19 protein-coding genes are annotated in these 19,651 nt (G+C 59.5%); 3 read left to right on the forward strand and 16 right to left on the reverse strand.

The features are described 5' to 3' along the window. Positions 1–7 precede the first annotated feature (7 nt). From ACTG2U_RS11295 to ACTG2U_RS11365, 15 genes are all read right to left on the reverse strand, one after another. Positions 8–937, reverse strand: coding sequence for a PilW family protein (locus tag ACTG2U_RS11295; protein ID WP_197724834.1), 930 nt, complete (start codon positions 935–937; stop codon positions 8–10). Next, complete coding sequence (locus ACTG2U_RS11300) at positions 937–1,497, reverse strand: prepilin-type N-terminal cleavage/methylation domain-containing protein (RefSeq protein ID WP_103251120.1); 561 nt, start codon at positions 1,495–1,497, stop codon at positions 937–939. The genes ACTG2U_RS11295 and ACTG2U_RS11300 overlap by 1 nt, the downstream gene beginning before the upstream one ends. After that, on the reverse strand, positions 1,484–1,969 hold the full coding sequence (locus ACTG2U_RS11305) for a prepilin-type N-terminal cleavage/methylation domain-containing protein (protein ID WP_439974484.1): 486 nt from the start codon (positions 1,967–1,969) through the stop codon (positions 1,484–1,486). The genes ACTG2U_RS11300 and ACTG2U_RS11305 overlap by 14 nt, the downstream gene beginning before the upstream one ends. Positions 1,970–2,029: 60 nt before the next feature. Next, a complete protein-coding gene (locus tag ACTG2U_RS11310; protein WP_120416282.1) occupies positions 2,030–2,473 on the reverse strand; it encodes a prepilin-type N-terminal cleavage/methylation domain-containing protein in 444 nt (147 codons plus the stop codon). A 14-nt stretch (positions 2,474–2,487) separates the two neighbouring features. Next, positions 2,488–3,159, reverse strand: coding sequence for a type II secretion system protein (locus ACTG2U_RS11315; protein WP_371167618.1), 672 nt, complete (start codon positions 3,157–3,159; stop codon positions 2,488–2,490). A 77-nt stretch (positions 3,160–3,236) separates the two neighbouring features. Continuing rightward, positions 3,237–3,698 (reverse strand): hypothetical protein, encoded by a 462-nt coding sequence (locus ACTG2U_RS11320; RefSeq protein WP_005340030.1) that lies wholly within the window; start codon positions 3,696–3,698, stop codon positions 3,237–3,239. A gap of 77 nt (positions 3,699–3,775) precedes the next feature. Further along, positions 3,776–4,996, reverse strand: coding sequence for a type II secretion system F family protein (locus ACTG2U_RS11325; protein WP_335812750.1), 1,221 nt, complete (start codon positions 4,994–4,996; stop codon positions 3,776–3,778). A 3-nt stretch (positions 4,997–4,999) separates the two neighbouring features. Then, positions 5,000–6,709 carry an MSHA fimbrial ATPase MshE gene (gene mshE / locus ACTG2U_RS11330; RefSeq protein ID WP_439974485.1) on the reverse strand — a complete coding sequence of 570 codons (1,710 nt, stop codon included), beginning with the start codon at positions 6,707–6,709 and terminating at the stop codon, positions 5,000–5,002. Positions 6,710–6,783: 74 nt separating this feature from the next. Further along, entirely contained in the window at positions 6,784–7,878 is a 1,095-nt protein-coding gene (locus ACTG2U_RS11335) for a tetratricopeptide repeat protein (protein ID WP_439974486.1), read from the reverse strand. Beyond that, the gene (locus ACTG2U_RS11340; RefSeq protein ID WP_439974487.1) at positions 7,875–8,765 is read right to left on the reverse strand and encodes an ExeA family protein; all 891 of its coding nucleotides are present in this window, start codon (positions 8,763–8,765) and stop codon (positions 7,875–7,877) included. Before ACTG2U_RS11340 ends, ACTG2U_RS11335 begins: the two co-directional genes overlap by 4 nt. 92 nt (positions 8,766–8,857) lie before the next feature. Continuing rightward, entirely contained in the window at positions 8,858–10,597 is a 1,740-nt protein-coding gene (mshL, locus tag ACTG2U_RS11345; protein WP_107682233.1) for a pilus (MSHA type) biogenesis protein MshL, read from the reverse strand. A gap of 70 nt (positions 10,598–10,667) precedes the next feature. Continuing rightward, positions 10,668–10,997: a SctD/MshK family protein gene (locus tag ACTG2U_RS11350; RefSeq protein WP_236320268.1), complete on the reverse strand. Its 330-nt coding sequence runs from the start codon at positions 10,995–10,997 to the stop codon at positions 10,668–10,670. Further along, positions 10,990–11,637, reverse strand: a complete 648-nt coding sequence (locus tag ACTG2U_RS11355) for an MSHA biogenesis protein MshJ (protein ID WP_439974488.1) — start codon at positions 11,635–11,637, stop codon at positions 10,990–10,992. Before ACTG2U_RS11355 ends, ACTG2U_RS11350 begins: the two co-directional genes overlap by 8 nt. Continuing rightward, positions 11,637–12,230 carry a PilN domain-containing protein gene (locus ACTG2U_RS11360; protein WP_005348605.1) on the reverse strand — a complete coding sequence of 198 codons (594 nt, stop codon included), beginning with the start codon at positions 12,228–12,230 and terminating at the stop codon, positions 11,637–11,639. Before ACTG2U_RS11360 ends, ACTG2U_RS11355 begins: the two co-directional genes overlap by 1 nt. Further along, the gene (locus ACTG2U_RS11365) at positions 12,230–13,093 is read right to left on the reverse strand and encodes an MSHA biogenesis protein MshI (RefSeq protein WP_439974489.1); all 864 of its coding nucleotides are present in this window, start codon (positions 13,091–13,093) and stop codon (positions 12,230–12,232) included. The genes ACTG2U_RS11360 and ACTG2U_RS11365 overlap by 1 nt, the downstream gene beginning before the upstream one ends. 87 nt (positions 13,094–13,180) lie before the next feature. Here ACTG2U_RS11365 and ACTG2U_RS11370 point away from each other — a divergent pair, with 87 nt between their 5' ends. Beyond that, positions 13,181–14,104 carry a 1-aminocyclopropane-1-carboxylate deaminase/D-cysteine desulfhydrase gene (locus ACTG2U_RS11370; RefSeq protein ID WP_439974490.1) on the forward strand — a complete coding sequence of 308 codons (924 nt, stop codon included), beginning with the start codon at positions 13,181–13,183 and terminating at the stop codon, positions 14,102–14,104. 76 nt (positions 14,105–14,180) lie between these two features. Here ACTG2U_RS11370 and ACTG2U_RS11375 read toward each other — a convergent pair whose 3' ends face one another. Then, on the reverse strand, positions 14,181–16,109 hold the full coding sequence (locus ACTG2U_RS11375; RefSeq protein WP_439974491.1) for an EAL domain-containing protein: 1,929 nt from the start codon (positions 16,107–16,109) through the stop codon (positions 14,181–14,183). A gap of 504 nt (positions 16,110–16,613) precedes the next feature. Between ACTG2U_RS11375 and ACTG2U_RS11380 the strand changes: the two genes are divergently transcribed. Both ACTG2U_RS11380 and ACTG2U_RS11385 read left to right on the forward strand, forming a co-directional pair. After that, complete coding sequence (locus ACTG2U_RS11380; RefSeq protein ID WP_439974492.1) at positions 16,614–18,140, forward strand: EAL domain-containing protein; 1,527 nt, start codon at positions 16,614–16,616, stop codon at positions 18,138–18,140. A 315-nt stretch (positions 18,141–18,455) separates the two neighbouring features. Then, entirely contained in the window at positions 18,456–19,553 is a 1,098-nt protein-coding gene (locus tag ACTG2U_RS11385; RefSeq protein ID WP_005348596.1) for a calcium:proton antiporter, read from the forward strand. The last annotated feature ends 98 nt before the right edge of the window (positions 19,554–19,651 follow it).

A 19,651-nucleotide genomic window follows, 5' to 3' on the forward strand; every position in this document is an offset into this window, starting at 1 on the left:
CTGTGGATCAGGGCACATTGAACACCTCTATCTTGTGGTTGAAGGTGACCGACTCCCCCTTGCGTTCGAACACAAAGCGCATGCCAAACTCCCCTTCGGCGTTAAACGCCGAGGTTTCCCGATAGAAGGTGCCATTACGAAGGGAGTCCGCCATCAACACGCCCTGTGCAGGTAAGGGTGCCCCAATGGGAGCGGTAGCGCGGGTCAGCGTGTTTCCTTCCACACAGTAACGTACCTGCTGGTTGGCAAAGTAGACCCGGCTGCCGGGAGAGAGGCCAGTCAGACTCTCGGTGCTGGTATAGCGGATGGTTTGCGCTCCGGATACGGGCGTCAGCACATCGGTAACCCTGGCTACGCAGCGGCCATAATCGCAGCCTGCCGTGAGCGAACCGACATTTTTGTCCGGCACGGGGAAGACGATCAGCTGATCATCTTTTTTGACGGCGGTGGCATCCACATCCAGCGGATTGGCAGCAGAAGCCGGGGTCGCCATCACCAGCTCAAGGGTAGCCGTGCTCCCCGACATGGCGCGGTTAAGTGCCAGATAGCGGCTCGAGGTGCTGATGGGCCAGAACCGCAAACAGGCACCGGTGTCGTCCCATGTCCCGCCAGTCGTCTCGATCCGCTCCGAGCCCGGCACCGCATCACGCAGTTCGCGGTTAAGCCGCTCCATGGCGAAGCGGGCATCGCTCATCAGCTGCTCACGGCTGCTGGCATCACCATAAATCTGGGTACCGATACCGATAAACTGGCTGGTAAAGGTCGCCATTATCCCGAGCAGCAGGATGACCATCACCAGCTCGACCAAGGTAAAGCCACGGTTACCCCGAGGTTTGCGGTAGGTTCGATTAGCCGCCAGGCGTAATCTGGCGCCGGAGTTGGCTAGGGGCGCTGAAATTCTGGTAGACAGGCAACACCTGATAGCGGAGCGATCCATCAGTAATTCCCCCGATAGAAGGAGAAGTCGAGCACGCTCTGATCCGGTAGCTTGATCTGCAGATCAATGCGCTTGCCCACAGAGCAGGGGGCGACACAACTCTTGAAGGTGCCGTCGCTGAAATCGGCTCCACTCACCGCAATTTTCACCTGATAGTTGCGATACTCCTCGCTGCTGACTCCCACCTCAGTTTGGGTCAGCGTGTTGGCATCCACCCAGTTACCTGCGGTATCGAAATCATCCACATCGTTATAGGCATAGGATGCGGGCTCGCCATCCGGACCATAACTGGTGGAGCAGGAAGAGATGGTCACCCCTGCCACCTGCTCGCCACAACGATAACGACCACCGTTATGATCCGAATGTTCATCAAACGACTTTTGCAAGATCTCGCCGGAGAGGCGCTGGGCCAGCTGGGCGGCGCGTACCTGCTGCACCGGGTCTACCGCCTGCGGCGCCTGATTGATAAGCAACCCCAAAATGCCGGTCAAAGCCACCGCCAGCAGCACTATGCCAACGATCAGCTCAATCAGGGTGAAACCGCGTTTAAGGGATCTCATGGATAAACCCCTCAGACTCAATCTGGATACGGCTGGTTTCGCGACCATCGGTGACTTGCAGCTCGCAGCCACCGGCGCAGCTACCAAGCGGGCGGCCCATCTGATCGAAGCGGAGTACGAAGCTTTTGTTGCTGTTCAGGGAAAGAGTGATTCCGTCAGAGGCGGTCACCAACCGACCACGGGTGCGCTGATTAGCATTCCAGCTCGATATGGCCGCAGGATTATCACATGGGGATTCTGTGCTGTGGCCAAATTGGCCAGATTCAACAAGTAGTGAGGTACAACGATTGGCCGGTTCGTGCATATTGACGGTCTGTACCAGCCGCAGCCGGGTCAGCAGTTCGTCACGTACGGTTTGAGTTTCAAAGCCACCTTTGCCCAGCCATTTTGGCACGGCAAAGGCGGCTAGAATCCCGAGTAACAGGATCACCAGTACCAGTTCAATCAGGGTAAAGCCCTTGGTTGCAGGCATGGTTTTTCTCATAGGTGTAAAGAAGAAAGCGAGGCCCAAGCCTCGCTTGTCCAGATATTATTACTTACAGTTCTTCAGCTCGACCTTAAACGGTACAGTTTCCGAAGTAGCTGCTGTATAAGTCACATAGCACTCGTTACCCTTGGTATTATCTGGATAGAAATCCGAGGAAGTAGCTGAAGCGCCAGATACTTTCCAACCATCCAAAGTGACAGCCGCAGAAACGGTATCAGCAGTTGGATAGCCGTAAATTACTTTAACACCCGTCATGCCGGTCAGAGCGGTTCCACCCGCAGCAGATGCTTTTTCCTGGCCTTCCAAAGCAGCCTTGCTATAAACCAAATTGGCTGCACTCTGCAGTGCAGATTGAACACCCTGCGCAGCAGACTTACGAGCATCATCCTGCAGATTCAGGAACTTGGGTGCAGCGGTGACCGCCAGAATACCCAGAATGATGATCACGATAACCAGTTCGATCAGGGTAAAACCCGCCTGTTTTTTCATTTCACTTTCCTCTGTTAATTAATATTTGTGGTCACCTGACCGGACGCCGGACGGTAACTGAAACTCATAAATGCATCAGTCTTGCCTTGCGGATCCTGATACTTGCCATCACTGCCCTTACTCAGACTATTGACCAGATAGTAACGGCAGACCGAATCCAGTCCATTACTGCTTACTGTGGCATAGTATTTCAGGTCATTGCCGCTACCGCGCACTTCATTGAAGCTGGCCGTAGCCTTGGGCGGGTTTTGCAGTAACCCCTCCCAAATATTGAGACAACGTTCGGCGGTCAGATTAGCCGGATCCACATCGGGATTACCGCTTGCGGTGGTATCCATCGGATAGCCGGGCGACAGCTCGCCGTTGCTGATCTGGGTATCGGTCGGAGTGGTCAGATAGAAGCGACTACCGTCATAGAGCACAGTATTGAGGCTGTCCTGTTTGGCGCGACCTTCCGCCTCCCATTGCGCCCGCACCAGTGAAACGCCGGTAGCAAAACCGCCAGAGACTCCCTCCACGCTGGCCTTTTTCGCTTCGTCAGTCACATCGAGAAAGCGCGGCAGTGCAGTCACCGCCAGGATCCCCAGGATCACGATAACGATCACCAGCTCAATGAGGGAGAAGCCGGCAGACAGTCTCCTCATCCCGTTTTCCGGCATTGATGGTGCCATTGGTTTCATTGTCATGCTCCCTCCGTAATGCCCCACATTATTTCATGCAGGCCCAAAAAAATCATGTAGTTGGGTCATATGATTAGTTTCATTCAAGGCTTTTTCATCACCCGCCCGTCAGAAAACTGATAAACCAGCCAATAACCATCCCACCCCATCTCGCAACCACTGCCATCGGGACGGGCCAGAACCTGCAGGGGAGGCATGCCCCCCTTCGTCTCACCCATCAGTGCCAGCCACAACTGACGGCAATTTTCCGAAGGGGATTGCAGCGGCACCAGCCCCAGGGGCCACCCTCGGGCGTCAAACTGCCACCCCTTGCCGGCGACATGCAGTGTCTGCGGGCGCCGCTCATCGAGCCAAATGCCGTGCAAACGCTGTGCCCGCTCGGCAAATTGCTCCCCCAGCAGGGTGAGGGTGAGCTGCTGCGCCTCTTCCCGGTGCCCCTGATAGCTACGCACCAACGTAGCAACAATCACCATCAACAGGATGATCACGGCGATCCGCCGATATCCGGTCAGCCAGCGATCATCCTGCTGCGTCTGTCTGCTCATCCAGCCCTCGACTCCACCGCTCACTTGCCTCTTACGGCTCTCATCATGTCCCACCATTCAAGCGTGAAGATGCCGAGTTACTTGCCGCGAACTGCGCGCATCATGTCCCACATGGGGGTGAAGATACCCAGTGCCAGGATCAGTACCATTACTGCCACGATCCCGATCAGGATCGGCTCGATCCGAGCGGTGAGACTCTTGAGGTCATAATCCACCTCCCGCTCGTAATACTCGGCCGCTTCGTGTAGCAGGTCATCGACCTGACCGGTCTCCTCCCCCACGGCGATCATCTGCATCACCAGCGGGGTGAACAGGCCGCTGCTGCTGGCGGTGCGCAGCAGGCTCTCGCCCCGCTCGATACCGGCGCGCATATCCCGCACTCGCCCCGCCATATAAGCGTTATCCACCGCATCGGCCACCAGGGTCAGCGCCGTGTTTAGCGGCACCCCGGCCTTGAGCATCATGGAAAAACTGCGGGCAAAACGGGCCAGCAGGGAGCGCTCTATGATGGTGCCGACGATCGGCAACTTGAGCTGCCAGCGGTGCCAGGTCAGCTTGCCCTTGATGGTGGCGACCCAGCGGCGCCAGCCGAACACCATCCCCACCAGAATAGCGAGCAGCAGCCACCAGTAGTTGACAAAAAAGTGCGAGGTGGCGAGCAGAATGCGGGTCGCCAGCGGCAACTCCACCCCGAACTTGGCGAACATGCCGGCAAACACAGGGATCACCATGATATTGAGGATCACCATGGCGATGCCGATGGCGATCATCACGAAGCTGGGGTAGCGCATGGCGGTCTTGATGCGCTTGCGGGTCTCCAGCTCCAGCTCGAAATAGTTGGCGAGCTGCAAAAAGGCCTCTTCCAGCTGACCTGTGTTCTCACCCACATGGATGATGGCGACAAACAGGCTGCTGAATACCTTGGGGTGCGCCTGCATCGAGCTCGAAAGCGGGCGACCGTTGCCAAGATCTTCCCCCAGCGAATGAAGCGCCCGCTTGAGCGGCTTGCTGTGAGTGCTCTCCTCCAGCCCGGCAATGGCGCGCAGGATCGGGATCCCGGCCCGGGTCAGGGCATACATCTGGCGGCTGAAGATCACCAGCTCGTCCAGCTTGACGCCACCTTCCAGCAACAGTGACCAGTCGATGGCGGCGGACTTGGCCTTGCCCGGTTTGAGTTCGGTGGGCATCACGCCACGGCGCATCAGCTGTTCGGCGGCCGCCATCTCGTTGGCCGCTTCGACCACGCCACTGGTCGCGTTGCCCTGGCTGTCACGCCCCTTGTAGGCAAAGTTAGCCATCGCTTACCCCAAATCCTCGGCCAGTCGCAGCACCTCATCCACCGAGGTGATCCCCTGACGGGCATAATCGAGGGCGGTGAGGGCAAGCGGCCGGTAGTGTTCGTGTTGACGGGCCGCCTTGGCGAACCCTTCCGCATCGTTGCGGCGCAGGGCATCCATCATCGGCTGATCCAGCTCCAGCAGCTCGTAGACCCCGATCCGGCCGGAATAACCGGTAAAGTTGCAGCTCTGGCAACCCCGGCCCTTGTGATAGTTGTGTTGGCCAGGCACCTCGCCGGAGAGTACGGTGAGCCAGGTGGCCTGCCCTTCGTCGGGCGCCTTCTCCTCGACGCAGTGCTCACATACCCGCCGCACCAACCGCTGGGCGACCACAGCCCGCAGGGCGCTCGCCACCAGATAGCCGGGCGCCCCCATGTCGATAAGGCGCAAGGCACTGGTCACCGCATCGTTGGTGTGCAGGGTGGTCAGCACCAGGTGACCGGTGATGGCGCCACGCAAGCCGATCTCCACCGTCTCGTTGTCCCGCATCTCACCCACCAGCAGGATGTCCGGATCCTGACGCAGGGTGGATCGCAGCACGTTGGAGAAGGTGAGGCCGATCTTGGGGTTGACCTGCACCTGATTGACGCGGGAGAGACGATACTCCACCGGGTCTTCTACCGTGATGATCTTGTTGCTGGACTGGTTGAGCTCGGAGAGGGCGCCATAGAGGGTGGTGGTCTTGCCGCTACCGGTCGGGCCGGTCACCAGGATCATGCCGTGCGGCCGTTTGAGCTGGCGACGGAAACGGGTCAGGATCTCAGGCGGCATGCCAGTCTCGGTCAGCGACAGGATGCCGGAAGACTGATCCAGCAGACGCATCACCACAGACTCGCCATACTGCACCGGCATGGTGGACATCCGCACATCCACATCGCGACCGCGCACCTTCATATTGAAACGGCCATCCTGCGGCAAGCGTTTCTCGGAGATATCGAGCCCCGCCACCAGCTTGAGGCGCAGCACCAGCGCCTGGGCAATGCGCACCTCGTTGAGGATATTCTCGTGGAGGATGCCGTCGATCCGCTGGCGAATGCGCAGCACCTTCTCGTCCGGTTCGATGTGAATATCCGACGCCCCTACCTGCACCGCATCCTCGAACAGGGAGCGCAGCAGCTTGGCCACCGTCGCCTCCCCCTCGTCGTTGGCTCCCAGATTGCTGGAGCCCAGCTCGAAGCCGGAGTCCTGATACTCCTCCTGCAGCTGTTCGGCGAAACTTTCAATCTCGCGGGTGCGGCGATAGAGGCGGTCGAAATACTCCAGCAGCTGCCCTTCCCGCGCCACCGCCAGCACCATGATGCGCGGGCTGAGCAGGGCGGCGATGGCATCCAGTGCGCTCAGATCCGCCGGATCCGACATGGCCACCGTCACCTTGTCGTCGGTAAGGTTGACCGCCAGCGCCCGATAACGGCGCGCCTGCACTTCGGGCAGCAGCGGCACCGCGGCGGCGTCGATGGTGAGGTTGTTGAGATCGAAGAAGGGCACATCCAGCTGGCGAGCGAGGAACTGCAACAGCTGCACCTCGCTGATAAAGCCGAGGTCGATGAGAGTGGTGCCCAGCTTGCGGCCGGTCTGACGCTGCTGCTGCAGGGCAAGCTGCAGCTGATCATCAGAGATGATCTGCTCTTGTACCAGCAGGTCGCCGAGGCGCATTTTCAGTCTGGGTTGTGCCATGTTTGCTCCGATCTCTGTTACTTCACACCCGTTGCCGCATCCGATTAGGCTTTGCTAATCGAACCTGCTGTTTATCAAGGGGTTAGTTGGCCAATTCGTTGTTCCAGCCAGTTGGTCGATGCCTCGCCGAGGTTGCCGTGCAGCAAGGCGTTGCGATAGGCATCGAGCGCCCGCTGGCTGTGACCCTGACCATCCTCGGCCACGCCGAGGCCAAGCCACCAGCGGCCCTGATCCGGCTGCTGACGCAGCAGCTTCACATAGAGCGCCGCCGCATCGGCATTCTGGCCCAGCTCCTGAGTCAGCCCGGCCCAAGTGGCGTAGTAGTCCATGTTACTGGCGAGATCCGGCTGATAGCCGGACAGCCAGCCAAGCGCCTGCTGCTGCTGCCCCTCGCTGATGGCAAGGCGGGCCAGCAGCAGACGAAAATCGGCCTGTTGGGGATCGAGCCGGATCCCCTCTTCCAGCAGCTGACGCGCCTCGGTCAGACGGCCCTCGCCGTAGAGCAGCCCCGCCAGCTGCTCGCGCGCCCCCTGATTGTAGGGATCGTGGGCCAGCACCTGATAGTAGTTGTCCTGCGCATCCCGCAGGCTTCCCTTGGCCATGGCGGTCGCCGCCTTGCGCTCCGCCAGTGCCGCCAGCTCCTTGGCCGACAGCTCCACCGTCTCGATCTTCAATACACTCGGTTTGCGCGGCGCGCTGGCGACTGCCTGCTGCTCTGCCGCCAGTTCGGCGTAAAGCTCGGGCTGCAGCTCTTCATCGGTCGGCTCGGACTCGTCAACATCGCTGGAGGCATCAAAGGGCGCACCGTCGGCCATGCCATCCGAGTCACTCTCGCCGGCCTCATCATTCACCTCATCCTGACTTGGCAACGGCAGCGCCGCCGCCACCTCGACCGGCTCGGGCTGGCTGACGGGCGCGGCGGCCCTTGCCACCACATCGGGAGTCACCGCATCGGGAGCTAGCACTTCACTGGCAGCCGTCACGGTATGGGTCTGCTGCCAGTAGATCCAGGTTCGCCAACCGAGGATCCCCAGTGCCAGACCGCAGATCAGGGTCAGCAGCAACATCCACCATCCCTGCTGGCGCGCAGGGGCAATATAGACGGCAGCACCTTCGGATCCTTGCTGGCGCCGGTCCAGATCTTTCAGCATCTGGTTGATAACGCTCATGGCCAGACTCCATAAGCCAGGGCGCACCCCAGCAACAGTAACAGGGGCCACCAGCGCCGTGGCGCAAAGCGGCGGGCATCGTCGGTATCGCGAATGGCGAGCCGTACCAGACGGCTATCGACCTGACGCACACCCTGACCATAGGCCAGCATCAGGCACTTCTGCGCCAGGATATTGATCAGTCTCGGGATCCCTCGCGATGCGCGCCACAACAGACGCATGGCGCGACCTGCAAACAGCGGTGCCCCGCGGTAACCGGAGACATGCAATCTGTGCTCCAGATAGGCGCGGGTCTCGTCAAAACGCAGCGGCCGCAGGCAGTAGGAGAAGCCAATCCGCTGGCGCAGTTGGCGCAGATGCGGCTTGGCCAGTCTGGCATCCAGCTCCGGCTGACCGAACAGCACGATCTGCAGCAGCTTGCTCGATTCGGTCTCGAGATTGCCGAACAGGCGGATCGCCTCCAGCGTCTCGTCCGGCAGCGCTTGCGCCTCGTCGATCAGCACCACCACCCGACTGCCCTGCTGGTACAGGCTGATCAGGTGACGATGGATACGATCGGTCAGATCCAGTTCGCTCTGATCCCGTACCGCCAACCCCAGCTCCAGCGCCAGCGCGATGCGCAGCTCGGCCGGAGTGAGATGGGGATTGGGCAACCAGGCAAGCCGCACCGGACGCGCTTCCGAACCCAGCTCGCTGAGCAGCTTGCGGCAGAGCAGGGTCTTGCCGGTACCCACCTCGCCGGTCACCTTGATAAAACCCTCCCCCTGCGCCAGCGCCCAGTTGAGCACCTGCTGCGCCTCTTCGTGAGGCGGCAGGCCGTAGTAGAAGCCGGTATTGGGAGTAAGGCTGAACGGTGCCTCCTGCAGGCCGAAGTGGGTCAGGTACATGAGACCTCACCTGCCACGGCAAGCAAGCAGCCTGTGCTGGCAAGGCAGCACAGGCCGTTCGGGATAAGGGTGACCGCATCTGGTGTCATGGGTCAGCCCTTGGCCGGATACCACTTGTCGAGCAGTTCGGAGGAGCGTTGCAGCTCGTTTTGCCAGGTATCTTTCTCCACCACGGTCGGTTTGAGCATGATCACCAGCTCCACCTTCTTGGTGCTCTCGCGGCGGTTGGTAAAGGCTTCACCCACCCAGGGAATATCCCCCAGCAACGGCACCTTGCTGACGATCTCCTGCTTGTCGGTCTTCATCAGGCCGCCGATAACGATGATGTCACCGTTATTGGCCTGCACCACGGTATCCGACTCGCGGATCGAGCTCTTGGCGAGCGGCAGGGTCATCTTGCCTCCCGTGGTGCCCAGATCGATGGTTTTGTTTTGTTCTTCGGTATCAATCACTGACGGATGGATATGAAGCAACACCTTGCCCTCTTCATCGATCTGTGGCGTTACGTCCAGCGCGATACCTGAGAAGAAGGGGGTCAACTCAACATTTGGCGTCCGCTCAGTCCCTGTTGTGGTTGAGGTAATCGTCGTCGTCGCATTGGTGACGAAGTACTCGTCCGTCCCGACCTTGATCACAGCCTTCTGATTGTTTGTCGCAGTGACGCGGGGGCTGGAGAGGGTATTCACATCCCCCTGAGTCTTGAGCAAGTTGACCGCCACGTTAAAGTTGCCGTCAGTAATAGTGAAACCAGCCCCTCCACCAATTGCGTTAAAGATCGGATTTACTGCACCAACCAGACTCTCGCCAAGGGATCCTCCTCCATTCAGCAAGTTGTACTCTGGAGTAGCCCCCGGAGCCACCAGCTTAGGTTGAGCAACCTTGGGAATACCTTTATTTCCATCCCAACTAGCTGTCAAACCGCTCCAATCTACCCCCTGCTCATAACCTTCACTAAGAGCTACTTCCATAATTCGCGCTTCGAGTACGACCTGACGTTTTAAATGGCTTTCGGATTGAGTCAGGAATTCACGGACTGCTTTTAGCTCTTTCGGATAGGCACGAATAGTGACCAAGCCTGCCTGTGGGCTGGTAATGACAGCCCGACCATCACCATTTCCAATCAGTGTTTGCAAAGTGTCACGTAGGTCGGTCCAATAATCACTGTTGGTATCAGTCTCAATCTGGGTACCATTCGATGTGGTTTGAGTATTGGTATTACTCGAAATACCTGTGCCATTCTGGCTAGATGATATTTCGGTATTGCTGTTGGAATTCAACCCGCTGTTGTTTGAGTTGTTCTCACTAGAAGTCACCCCGCCGGTGCTGACCGAGGTGCGGGAGAGGCCACGACGGGACATCATCAGGTAGTTGACCGGGATGGTTTCGGTACGCAGACCCGCCGGATAGATATGGAAGACATTGCCCTTGCGCTGCACGTCGAAGCCGTACATGTCGCCCACCACCGCCAGCACCTCTGGCAGAGTCACATCCTTGAGCTCGACGGAGACCAGCCCGGCCACCCCGGGGTGAACCGCCACGCTGTAGCGGGAGCCCTTGAACAGGGAACCGAAAAACTCCACCGCCTCCACATCGTGAGCCGCGATACGCAGCCGCTTCTCCGGCATGCCGACCGGCATCTGCGGCCGGTTCAGCTGCAGCAATTCACTTTGCACCGATTTGGGCAACGCGGTCAGAGGGGCAGCCTGTTTCTGCTGTTCGTTCATGGCCTGTTTGAGAGCATCCTTCGCCTGGGTCGGCTCGGGGTGCTGATACGTGGTACAGCCTGCAGCCATCATGGCCACGGTGATCAGACAGAGACGGTGTTTTTTCATGTAATTAGGGCACCCTGACTTGCAATTAAACTCGATAAAGCCGATTCACCTCTCGAGAGGCAAGCACGACTCAAACCCGGATCTTGCTGGCAAACAGTGTTACCGCATGGCGTTTTCCCGCCTTTTCCAGCACCACGGCATCGGCATTGATGGCCACCAGCGTATAGCCGTCCACCTGTTGTCCGACCCGATAACTCTTGCCATTGAGTACCGCCAGTGCCGGGCCATTGCCCAGCACCACACTCTGCAGCTTCGGCAAACCGGCGCTGCTCTCGCCGGTCGCACGGGCGCCAACCGCCACATCCACCAGCGGCGCGGTGGGATCCTGCAATACTTCGACCTGCTCCGCCTGTACCAGCAAGCTGAACAGGCAACAGCACAACGCAAACACTCTAGCCACGGATAAACTCCTTGCTGGTACTCAGGGTGTAGATCTCCATCTTCACCACCGCGCCGGGATAGGCTTTGACCTGATAGTCGAACTGCTTCCAGTAGAAGTGACGCGGCAAGGCTTCCAGCGCTTTAAGATATTGATACACATCGAAATAGCCGCCTTCAAGCTGAAGCCGGATACCATGCTTGTAGAGATTGACCTTCTGCTCCCCCGCCATCAGCGGGGTCGGCTCCAGCGAACTGAGGGCCAGCATGTGAAGGTTGGCGGAGCGGGAGAGCAGCGCCTCCAGCACCAGCGGCATCTCGTGCGCCGGGATCAGATCGACGGTCTGGGCCTTGAGCTCATCGTCGATCCGGGCCAGATCCGCCTCGACCTGCACCAGCTGGTCGCGAACTCCCTGATTGGGATCCCGCTTGAGCCGGGCCTGTTTGCCGAGGTTTTCCAGCTCCATGATCTCGAGGTCGCGCTCGGCGGCGCTCAGGGCCATGCGATCCTGCTGCAGGCGAGTATCGGCGCCATCGAGCCAGCCGTAGAGTCCGGCCGCGCCCAGCAGCACCAGACCAGTCAGCAGGATCAACACCCGCTCTCGCTGGCTCAACACGGCGATACGCTGGCCCCATGCCTGCCATTGTGTTTTCAGGTTCATCAGGGTTTCTCCCGCGCAATGCCGCTCAACTGGAAGGTCAGGCGACCCTCCTTGTCACGGCCGAGGGTCAGTTCACCAAACTCCTTGCCTACCAGACTCGGGGTCTGCTTGAAGCGGTTGACCCAAGCCGGCACATCCTGACTGCGTCCGGCAAAGCCGGAGAGGTTGATCCGCCCTTCGTTGATCTCGATGCGCTGCAACGAGAGGTTGCTGTTGCGAATGCGGGAGAGATCCGCCATCACGCTGGCGTAGCCCTGGGATTTTTGCAGGGTCAGGCTGCCCAATTGGCGCATCAGCCCCTGCTTGGCCGTCAGCTCATCCTGCTTGTTGACCAGTTGCTGTTGCAACCGGGGATCAGCCTGATGGCGCGCCAGCTCGGCATCGAGCCGCTGCGCCTCACTGCGTTTGAGTTCCAGCTCGGCAGAGCGCTGCGCCAGCGCCCGGCTGACCTGCTGCTGCTGCCAGCTGTAACCGACCCCCGTCAACAGGATCAGCAGCAGCGCAAAGCCCCATACCAGCGCCATCTGATTGAGGCTGGCCCACTGCCGTTTGGGACGAAACTCGGCGCCATAGAGGTTTATCTGACGTTTCATCACGCATCCTCCCCGATGGCGGCGGCATAGGCCGAGAGGTATTCGACGCCAGCCAGCACCCCCTTGTTGGCCATGGCCGAGACGGCAAAGCCGAAGGTCTGCTCCATGTGGCGCACCAGGGTACCGATAAAGGGCGAGGCGACGGCAAACTGCATCTGCCCCAGCTCGGGCAACTTCAGCTGGCCCGCCAGATAGTCGAGGGAGCGCTGGATCTCCAGCGCCAGCGAATCGAGCAGCATGCTGTCCGGCTCATGTTCGCCAGTCAGGCTGCTAAAACCGCGCAGCTGGCGGGAGAAGCAGAGCCCGCCCTGATGGAAGACCAGCAGTTGCAGATCCTGCCCCTTGGGCTGCCACAGCAGCATGCGCACCGTGTCATCCGCGTCATAGAGAGAGGTGAGCGCCAATTCGTCGCTGATGATGGATTGCAGGGTAGCGATGCCATTGATGGCATCGGCCAGCTGTTGAACCCGGCTCTTGGGCAAGCAAATCACATTGATGCGAGGGCGACCGGCAGGCGGGGTGGGCAAGTCCACATAATCCATCGCCAGTTGCAGCACGGGTTCGCTGACATAATCCTTGATGGCCCAGGGGAGCGCCCCCGCCATCTCGGCGTCAGGCACGGCAGGCTTGTCGATCTGGATCTGTTGATAAAGGCTGGCGGCGAGGGCCACCCGCACCGTAGACTTGGCCAGCCCATGACGGCTGAACAGCTCGTTCATGGCCACTGCCCACTCCTGTGGGCCGTTGATGGTGCGCGTCGCGAAGACGGGGGGATTCCCCACCGCAGCCAGCATGATCCTGTCATTGGCCAGCAAGAGCCCGACCTGGCGGCTTGGCGTCGACCGTCTGAACAGTTGTTTCATGTAAGCCCGCCCATCAATAGTGATTAAATGTATGAAATATTAACATAAACAGCAGATTAGCCTCCAGATTAAAAGACGGACTCACCATTGCAAGCCAGCCTTTCCGCCGAATCAGAGGGTCAAGCCATCCTCCCTTCCCCCCTGCAACGCCTCCACCATCCGTTGCTGACCCGCTATGGTGTCGAGCTGTGGTGCAAGCGGGATGATCTGATCCATCCAGCCATCTCCGGCAACAAGTGGCGCAAGCTCAAGTACCACCTGCTGCATGCCAAAGAGCACGGCAAACGGCATCTGCTCTCGTTTGGCGGCGCCTACTCCAATCATATCCACGCGCTGGCGGCAGCGGGGTGCCAATCTGGTCTTCGTACTACCGGTATCATACGGGGCGAATATGACGCCGTCAGTAACTCTACCCTGCGGGATGCCCGGCGCTGGGGCATGGATCTCGTTTTTGTCGACCGCCAGAGTTACCGGCGACGACAGGATCCCGACTGGCTGGCCCAATTCGATGCCCCCGATACCCTGATCGTGCCGGAAGGAGGTAGCAGCCCGCTGGCCATACCCGGGGTGGCGGAACTGGTCGGCGAAGTGCCCTTCTCGCCGGATCTCTGGGTACTGCCCTGCGCCAGCGGCGGCACTCTGGCAGGCCTGATCGCCGGCAAACGGGATCGGGAGCAGATCCTCGCCATTGCGGTACTGAAAGGAGGCGGCTTTATCGCTGACGAGGTGTGTCGCCTCCATCCCGCGGCGGCCCATATCCCCGGCTGGCGCATCGCGCTCGATCACCACGATGGTGGCTATGCCAAGTTCAGCCCGGCCCTCTGGCAGTGGGTGCAGGATTTCAGCGCCACGACCGATCTGCCCCTTGAGCCTATCTACAGCGGCAAGGCGATGTGGGGTCTGTTTCGCGAGCTGGTGGCGGGCCGTATCGCCCCCGGCAGCAAAATCGTCTTTATCCACACTGGCGGCATGCAAGGGCTCGCCGGGCTGCGGGAGCAGGGGCGACTGTGAGCCCCGCCTGACGGCAACCGCAAACAGCATCGCAAACAACAGAGGGTCGCCCCAAGGCGACCCTCTGTTGTTTATCTCAATCACCAGCCGGTTCCAGCACTAGCCGCTGGGGCTCGGCAAACCAGGGGCCCTGCCCGGCATGCACCCCGAGGTGGCGCAGCATCTTCCACTCGTCGCCACTCTCCACCCCCACTGCCAGCACCCGGGTGCGGGTATTGGCGCAGCCGCCTACCAGACTGCGTACCGCCATCTGGTTGACCTGACGGGCATGGATCTCCCGCACCAGACTTGGGTGCAGCTTGAGGAAGTTGATCTCGAACTCCTTGATGTACTGGGTGCTCACCACATCCTGACCGGCATGATCGATGGCCAGCTGGCAGCCCAGCATCCGCAGGGATCGCAGCGGCCGCTTGAGCGCCTCGAAGTGGCGGGTCACCTGGGATTCGGAGAGTTGCAGGATCAACCGCTCGTTGGTGCTGCGCGGCAGCTGGAACAGGGCGAAGAAGAGCCAGCGCTGGAACTCGCGGTTGAGCAGGCTCTGGGCACTGAGGGTCAGGCTGATGGGGCAGCTCTGCTCGGAGCGCTGGCGCAGCAGGGTGAGGGTCTGCTCCGCCACCAACCGATCCAGTTGCAGCAACAAGCCCACCTTCTCCGCCATCGGCATGAAAATACCCGCCTGCAGGGCACGCCCCTGCTCGTCGTGCAGATAGGTGAGCAACTCCTGCTGCAGCACCACCTGCCCCCGATCCTGCTGGATCGGCTGGGTGTAAAATTCGATGCCGTGCTCTTCGAGACGGCGGCTGATCAGGGTGCGCCAGCGTACCGTGCCCTTGCTGCTCTGCTCCTCATCCAGCTGCTTCTCGTAGAGGAACCAGCCGTTGTGCCCTTGCAGACGGGCGCTCTTGAGGGCCAGCTCCGCCTCCTCCTGCACCTTGAGCAGGCTGTCTTGTGCCTGATAACAGACGGCGCCGAGATAGACCGCAGTCTCCGGGTTGACCTCCTGCGGCCAGTGCAGCCGTTGCAGGCTCTTGAGCAGCTGGCTGGCGCTATCCACCATCTCGCTCTCGGACATATTGGGCAGCAACACCGCAAAAACCTGACCGGCATAGCGGGCCTGCAGGGCACCGTTGTGTTTGCGCACGAAGGCACCTATGGTGGCGCTCGCCTCCATCATCAAATCATGCCCCAGCAGCTCGAACTGATCGGCCTCCAGCTCCTCCAGACAGGCGAGATCGATCAGCAGCACGCCGCCGCTCATCACGCTCGCCTCCATGATGGCGCTCTCCAGCCGGTTGTCGAAAAACAGCCGGTTGCCGATGCCGGTCATCTTGTCGACGAAGGCGTTGCTGCGAATGAAATTGTCGAAGCGGCTGCGCTCCTTGCGGGCATCCGCCAGCTCGGCGAGCAGATGATCGAGGGCCTGACTGGCGGCCACCGGCCACTCTTCGGCGGGGTCATGACTCAGTTTGGAGAGCTTGTCATCGAGGATCTGCTGGGCACGAATGCCCAGCAGCTCGGCCCCGCGCAACTGCTGGCGCAGCCAGCGGATGGAGTACCAGAGACCGAACACCACGATAAAAATGCCTAGCGAGATGCCGGACATCGCCTTGATGGAGTATTCCGCCTCCTTGAAGGGGCGCTCCAGTTTGAAGTTGGCCTGCATGCCGGCCTGATGAGGCAGCGGGTGGCTGTATGGCACCAGCAGCTGCTCGTCGACCGGATTGCGCACATCGCGGAACCAGTAGACCCGCTGGTTATTCTGGCGCACCTCCAGCTCTACCACATGGGCAGCCCGCAGCAGGGTGGGCAGCCAGTGGCTCATATCCTCCATGTCGTGAGCAACATCGAGCTGCTTGTCGATCACTTCGACCAACGCATCGACCTTCTTTTGCTGCAACTCCATGCCCAGCTCGCGAAAGCTGAACACCCCGCCAATCAGCACGGTCGCCATGGCTGCGATCACGCAAAGGGTGATAAATGAGACAAGCTGTGTAGTGAGTTTCATGCGCCTTTCCGTATGCCCAGCATCATCCATGTCGCCTCATGGTAGCAGCGGCGATCGGGCCACAGCTATGGATGAAGATCCCGCTTCTGCAATTTAAGCGGGCAAGCATAACCCAAAGCAGAGGGAGAATACCAAGGATGACGGGCTGCAGACGCGGGAAAGGGCGGGATGACAGACAGAAAAATGGTCCCTCAAAGGGGACCAAAAGGAACACTCATATCAAAACTAACACTCTGTGCTACTGACAAAAAACAGATACAGGAGTATTGAACACACGGTGAGTCAAACCGCAGGGCTACTCTAATGCAGTTCGGATAAGCTGAGCAATTGTCATTTATGACAGGTCAGCGATTGAATCTAGCCAAAGTTAATAATAAACACATTTAAAATCATGTAGTTAAAAAATAAATCAACAAGTGTGACAACTCGGACTCAAATTGATTGCACTAATGCTCTATGATGGCTAAGTCCATTTGTGTCTCATGAAACTGGCAGGTACTTCCTTTGCGTAAATCACCCGTCTGGATCGCTCTGTTGCTGTTCGTCCTGCCTGTCGTGGGCAGCCAGTTTCTCGGCCTGTGGTTTGCCAAGCCGATGGCCTTTCATCTGCTGGAAGAGAAGGTTGCCGAGCTCAAGGGAGCCATGGCCGTACGCCACCGGGAGCTGGATGCCGCCATCAACAAACAACTGGCACAATTTGAGTTCAACTGCGGCGCCAAAGACATGGAGCTGCTGCGCGATCCGCGCTTCTACAGCGCTCATATCCGCCTGCAAGGGCTGGAGCTCGCCTCCGGCAACAGCTGCTCCAGCCTGGGGGTGGAGATCCCGCTGATCAAAGAGCTCCAGAACAGCGGGCAGAAGTTTGGCAAGCTGGGGATCACCGCCACCGTGGCCAAATATAATACCGAGCAGGAGCTGGTGGCCTTTTACCGATCCGGCGGCAACCTCGCCTACTGGGTGCTGGATAACAGCTGGAGCCACGACCTGCTGCAACACCCCTGCAGCCACTGCTTCTATCTGGAGTTCAGCCGACAGGATAACGATGCAAGCACAGTCCACTTTCCCCGTGGCGACAAGGAGATCAAACAGGAAGAGAGCAATATCAGCCTCAGTTTCTTCGATCCCAATGAACTCACCAAACAGACGGTCTGGGCGGGAAAAGCGCTGGAGCAATATGCCCATGACCAACTCAATCACTACGGTCTCTGGTTCGGTATCGCGCTCGGCGCCCTGTTAAGCGTCACATACTGGCTGCTGCGCAGCTATCGGCGCTCCCTCAAGGGACTGCTGCAAACAGGATTGATACGCAGGGAATTTATTCCCCTGTACCAGCCGATAGTGGATGCCCGTACCCACCAAGTGGTGGGATTCGAGGCGCTGCTGCGCTGGCAGCGGGGAAACGAGCTGATCCCCCCGGGCACCTTTATCGAATATGCAGAGGAGCAGGGACTGATCCTGCCGATGACCGAACAGTTGCTGGAGCAGGTGATCACTGGCCTGCCGCAGCTGGCACCGGAGCAGTGGGTCAGCGTCAATCTGGTGGCGGCCCATATCGAGCAGCCCCTGCTGCGCACCTTGCTCGCTCACAGCCAAAACCCCTCACCCACCCGGCTCACCTTCGAGCTGACGGAGCGCAAGCCGATCCTCGACATCAAGGCGGCCACCGAGGAGATCACCCTGCTGCAACAGATGGGGTATCACTTCAAGCTGGATGATTTTGGTACCGGCTACGGCGGCTTTGCCTACCTGCAGAGCCTGGGGATCCGCCAGATCAAGATCGACAAGATGTTCGTCGATACCATAGGCACCAACAACCTCAAGCGCAGCGTACTGGATGCCATCATCGTCTTCGGTCGGGAATCGGGCATGGAGATGATCGCCGAAGGGGTCGAGAGCCAGCTGCAGGTCGACTATCTGAGCCAGCACGGCGTCTATCTGATCCAGGGCTACTTCTTCGGCAAACCCATGCCGCTGAAGACACTGACCCACTGGCAACGGGAGTGGCAGTCGCAACACCAGAAGGCCAGCTAACACAGAGATGGCAGGATCTGGCCGCGAAACAGTTTGGCCTGCGGCTCGACATCATCAGGTTGATGCTGGCGGTAGCGCCGTAACCCAGCCCAGCCCAGCCATCAGGCGGGTAAATCCCCCTGCAGACCCAGGTCCGGCGCCATGGTGAAATCGAAGCGGCTCCTGCCACCCCTTATTTACATTCAGCAACAAAATGATCTGCCCTGACGGGGATAACAACCTTTATCATAAGGAGCCGGTTATTGCGCAACCGATAACCGAGCAACCTGTTTATGTCATCCGGTCGTCAAGACCCCCAATAGAGAACCATTGCCTATGAAGACAGTTATCCGGCAAGAGATTGCCCTGCCCGTTGGCCTGCTGACCCTGCTCTTTTTCAAGACCCTGGGCAGTGACCTGCTGACAGAGACAACTCCGCTCGGAATCTATCTTCCGGTTTCGGCGGCACTGCTAGCCATCGTCACCTGGGCCATCTTCTCGGTCGTGCGCCACTCCGATGCCCTCGCCATCAAGCTGGGCGAGCCCTTCGGCACCCTGATCCTCACCCTCTCGGTCATCTCGCTGGAGGTGGTGATGATCTCCTCGGTGATGCTGACCGGCGAGCCCAACCCCACCATGGCCCGCGATACCATGTTTGCGGTAGTGATGCTGGTGAGTACCGGTCTGGTGGGCTTCACCCTGCTGTTTGGCGGCTGGCGCTACCACACCCAGAGCTTCAATCTGGACGGAGTGAAATCCTATCTGGTGGCCATCATCCCGCTGGCCCTGCTCTGTCTGGTGCTGCCCAACTTCACCGAGGGCGGTGCAATCGGCAGTATGTCGCGCGCCATGTCGTGGATGTTGATCATCATCTCGATCCTGCTCTACGGGGTCTTTCTGCTGATCCAGACCCGCAGCCACAGCCACTTCTTCGTCGACAGCGATCACGAGGATTATGAGGAGCACCACGGCCCGCTGCAGAGCAACGTCTATCACACCATCCTGCTGCTCGCCTACCTGCTGGTAGTGATCCTGCTGGCCAAGACCCTAGCCATCCCCATCAACTACGGGGTGCATGTGATGGAAGCACCCGCCGCACTGGGCGGCTTTATCGTGGCCTGCATCGTGCTGGCCCCCGAAGCAGTCGGCGCCATCAAGGCCGCCTTCAACAACCAGTTGCAGCGAGCAATGAACCTCTACTTCGGCTCGGTGCTGGCCACCATCGCCCTCACCGTGCCTGCCGTGCTCTTTATCGGCTCCATGCTGGATCAGGAGGTGCGCCTCGGCCTCTCCCCCGCCGATATGGTGCTGCTGGTCACGACCTTGATGGTCTGTAAAGTAACCTTCAGCAGCGGCCGCACCAATGTGCTCCATGGTGCGACCCATCTGGTGTTGTTTGTGGTCTATCTGTTCCTGATGTTCGAGCACGAATAACCGCGTTCAACCAACGTCAGAAACGCCAAGACCGCCCGATTGGGCGGTCTTTTGTCATCTGCTCCCGGCTGTCACCGGCGTCTGTGAAGCGGCTTCCC

Source organism: Aeromonas sp. 95A (assembly GCF_051919235.1).
Taxonomy (GTDB): Bacteria; Pseudomonadota; Gammaproteobacteria; order Enterobacterales; family Aeromonadaceae; genus Aeromonas; species Aeromonas veronii.

Coding starts and splice junctions, on each gene's coding strand:
- ACTG2U_RS11295 (WP_197724834.1), bottom strand. CDS start 937: ATGGATCGCTCCGCTATCAGGTGTTGCCTGTCTACCAGAATTTCAGCG.
- ACTG2U_RS11300 (WP_103251120.1), bottom strand. CDS start 1,497: ATGAGATCCCTTAAACGCGGTTTCACCCTGATTGAGCTGATCGTTGGC.
- ACTG2U_RS11305 (WP_439974484.1), bottom strand. CDS start 1,969: ATGCCTGCAACCAAGGGCTTTACCCTGATTGAACTGGTACTGGTGATC.
- ACTG2U_RS11310 (WP_120416282.1), bottom strand. CDS start 2,473: ATGAAAAAACAGGCGGGTTTTACCCTGATCGAACTGGTTATCGTGATC.
- ACTG2U_RS11315 (WP_371167618.1), bottom strand. CDS start 3,159: ATGACAATGAAACCAATGGCACCATCAATGCCGGAAAACGGGATGAGG.
- ACTG2U_RS11320 (WP_005340030.1), bottom strand. CDS start 3,698: ATGAGCAGACAGACGCAGCAGGATGATCGCTGGCTGACCGGATATCGG.
- ACTG2U_RS11325 (WP_335812750.1), bottom strand. CDS start 4,996: ATGGCTAACTTTGCCTACAAGGGGCGTGACAGCCAGGGCAACGCGACC.
- mshE (WP_439974485.1), bottom strand. CDS start 6,709: ATGGCACAACCCAGACTGAAAATGCGCCTCGGCGACCTGCTGGTACAA.
- ACTG2U_RS11335 (WP_439974486.1), bottom strand. CDS start 7,878: ATGAGCGTTATCAACCAGATGCTGAAAGATCTGGACCGGCGCCAGCAA.
- ACTG2U_RS11340 (WP_439974487.1), bottom strand. CDS start 8,765: ATGTACCTGACCCACTTCGGCCTGCAGGAGGCACCGTTCAGCCTTACT.
- mshL (WP_107682233.1), bottom strand. CDS start 10,597: ATGAAAAAACACCGTCTCTGTCTGATCACCGTGGCCATGATGGCTGCA.
- ACTG2U_RS11355 (WP_439974488.1), bottom strand. CDS start 11,637: ATGAACCTGAAAACACAATGGCAGGCATGGGGCCAGCGTATCGCCGTG.
- ACTG2U_RS11360 (WP_005348605.1), bottom strand. CDS start 12,230: ATGAAACGTCAGATAAACCTCTATGGCGCCGAGTTTCGTCCCAAACGG.
- ACTG2U_RS11365 (WP_439974489.1), bottom strand. CDS start 13,093: ATGAAACAACTGTTCAGACGGTCGACGCCAAGCCGCCAGGTCGGGCTC.
- ACTG2U_RS11375 (WP_439974491.1), bottom strand. CDS start 16,109: ATGAAACTCACTACACAGCTTGTCTCATTTATCACCCTTTGCGTGATC.
- ACTG2U_RS11385 (WP_005348596.1), top strand. CDS start 18,456: ATGAAGACAGTTATCCGGCAAGAGATTGCCCTGCCCGTTGGCCTGCTG.